Here is a 2,635-nt window from a genome sequence, read left to right on the forward strand (position 1 = left end):
TGTCAATGGCCATTAGTTTCTGCCCACGGACGGCCAGTTGATGTGCCCGCTGGTGGCCAGTAAAACTGCCCGGTGATGGCCAATAGATCTGCCCACTGCTTGGTTCGGCGGGGTTGGCCATCGTCGGGTCTTGTTAGTTCAGTTGGGTGACTCCTTTTCCGGCGAGGGCCTGGGTGAGGCGGATGGAATCACCGTTGGTTTGGCAGACGTGAGCGTGGTGTAGGAGCCGGTCAACGGTGGCCGTGGCGAGGGTTTTGGGCATGAGCTCGTCGAAGCCTGCCGGGTGAAGGTTCGAGCTGATCGCGACGGAGCGCTTTTCGTAGGCGGCGTCGACTACCCGGTAAAGTCCTTCAGCGGCGTCTGTGGCCACCGGGAGCAGGCCGATGTCATCGATCACCACGAGTTCCGCGCGGAGGATTCTGGTCACGGCGCGGGTGACGCTGTCGTCGGTGCGGTGGGCGCGGATGAGGGCGCCGAGGTCTTCGAGTCTGAACCAGGCCACGCGCATGCCGGCTTCGACGGCTTGCTGGCCGAGGGCTTCGAGGAAGAACGTTTTCCCGGTGCCGGAGGGTCCGCAGACGACGAGGTTTTCCCTGCGGGTGATCCATTCCAGGGTGCGCAGGGCTTGCTGGGTTGGGCTAGGGATGGACGAGACGGCGGGGTCCCAGGCGTCGAAGGTTTTCCCGGTCGGGAAGCCTGCTGCTTTGCGCCGGGTGGCGAGCATGGACCGGGCCCGGCCGGCGGCTTCTTCGGCGAAGAGTGCCTTGATGATCTCGGCCGGCTCCCAGCGTTGGGCGCGGGCGGTCGCGATCAGTTCCGGTGCGAGGGCACGGGCGTGGGGCATCTTCAGTTGCCGCATCAGCGCTTCGAGCTCGGACGGGAGGGCCGGGGCGGTGGTGCTTACGGGGCTCATCGGTTCTGCTCCTTGGCGGTGCTGAAGGGCGCTGCGCCCAGGCCTGCCCACGCGCCGGTGCCTTGGGTCAGGGAGCGGGTCTCGTCCGCGGCGTGGGTGGTGGTGCGTCTGACGTTCGCGTTCAGGATCGAGGCCAGGTCGCCGTGGGCGAAGCGGCCATGGAGTGCCGCGTCGCCCAGGGCCCGGTCCACTTGCTTGGTCCCGGCGATTTTGGCCAGGGTCACGGCCTCGGCCATTTTCAGGTTCATCCTCCCCGTCCCGGCCGCGGCGGCTTCGACCAACCACGTCGCCGCGCCGGCGCCGATGGCCAGGAATTCGGCTTCGTCGGCGGTGCGGGCTCTGGGTGTGTAATCGCCCGGGACCCGGGTTCTGATCCCGGGGAAGTGCTCATCGTTGATGGCAGGGCTGCCGGGCCTTGCCCGTTCGTGCCGGGCGACCTCAACCGGACCACCGGGGCCGTGATGGACGATGATGACCTGCTCGCCCGGGCCGCTGCCGTGGACGCGGACGAACACCCTGGCCCCGAGCAAGTGCGCCGGGACGGAATACTGCGCGTTCTCGAACGTCACCATCGGGGTGTTCTCCGGGACCGTGCGGGCGAGCCCAAACGCGACCGTGTGAGCAGTCTCCGGGACCCGATGCAACCCGGGCGCCTCCTCTGCCAGCACCGCAGCGGGTTTACGCCGCGTGGCACGGTGCTCCCGGTTATTCACCTCGTCCATGAAGACCTCACACGCCTTCTCCAACTCCGCGAACGTGGAGTACTCGGCCCGCAGATTCGTATCGGTCGGCACCAGATCGGCCTTGGCCAGCTTCACCGACGCCTCGACCCCACCCTTCGTGGCCGGATCGGCCGGCTGGCAGGTCAGCACGGTCACCCCGTAATGCCGGGCGAAGTCCAGGGTCTGCTGGTTCCGCACCGGCACCCCGGCCACGTGCGCGGTGGTCACCGTCTTCTCGTTATCCGTCAGGACATAGGTCGGTGCACCGCCTGTGATCCGGAAGGACCGGTCCAGCGCGGCGAAGACGCTCGGAGCGGTCCGGTCCCGCAGCGGGATCACGATCCGGAACCTCGAGAACGCGAGCCAGGCCACGAACAGGATGGTCTTCACCCCGCCGATCCGCGGCCCGTCACCGAAGTCGTACTGCAGCCACATCCCCGGCTCCGCGATCCAAGGCCGGTGCACGCGCACATGGCCCAACCGCCAGGCCGCTTTCACCTGCGCGATCGCCCGGCGGGTAGACCGCTCCGACCCCACATAACCCAGAGCGAGCAGCTTCTCGTGGGCTTTATCCGCGCGGATCCGGCCCTTGGACGTCTCGACCCATTCCTCGATCTTGGGCAAGAACGTGTCCGTGACACGATGGCGGGGCGCCGGTTCAGCGATCGGCCGGCCCGCGTCCCGCGCCGCAACATGCCTGGCAACAGTGTGATGGGAACAGCCCGTCAGCTCCGCGGTTGCACGCAACGATCCGGTCAGATCGTAGGCAGCAAGAATTTCCATGATTTCTCCGTCAGACTTCATACAGGGCCTCTTCCTGGGCGACATTCGATGCGACTAGACACCGTCATCAAATCCCGGGGAGAGGCCCCCGCCGCTTAAGACGCGGCAGGACAAGTAAGGAAGTGGGCAGATCTCATGGCCACCGATGGGCAGTTCTACTGGCCGTCAGTGGGCACTTTCGTGGCCGCCTACGGGCAGTTTTTCATGGCCGCTAACA

General features: G+C 66.6%; 2 protein-coding genes. Both read right to left on the bottom strand.

Features of this window, described 5'->3' with window-relative positions:
- Positions 1-133: 133 nt before the first annotated feature.
- Positions 134-913 (bottom strand): IS21-like element helper ATPase IstB, encoded by a 780-nt coding sequence (gene istB, locus DC347_RS21245; RefSeq protein ID WP_109864394.1) that lies wholly within the window; start codon positions 911-913, stop codon positions 134-136.
- Positions 910-2,439 (bottom strand): IS21 family transposase, encoded by a 1,530-nt coding sequence (istA, locus tag DC347_RS21250; protein WP_240617895.1) that lies wholly within the window; start codon positions 2,437-2,439, stop codon positions 910-912. Before istA ends, istB begins: the two co-directional genes overlap by 4 nt.
- Between the last annotated feature and the right edge of the window lie 196 nt (positions 2,440-2,635).

Origin of the sequence: Pseudarthrobacter sp. AG30, assembly GCF_003116525.1 — a bacterium.
Taxonomy (GTDB): Bacteria; Actinomycetota; Actinomycetes; order Actinomycetales; family Micrococcaceae; genus Arthrobacter.

Excerpts from the sequence above, each read along its gene's own strand:
- istB (WP_109864394.1), bottom strand. The coding sequence starts at position 913 with ATGAGCCCCGTAAGCACCACCGCCCCGGCCCTCCCGTCCGAGCTCGAA.
- istA (WP_240617895.1), bottom strand. The coding sequence starts at position 2,439 with ATGAAGTCTGACGGAGAAATCATGGAAATTCTTGCTGCCTACGATCTG.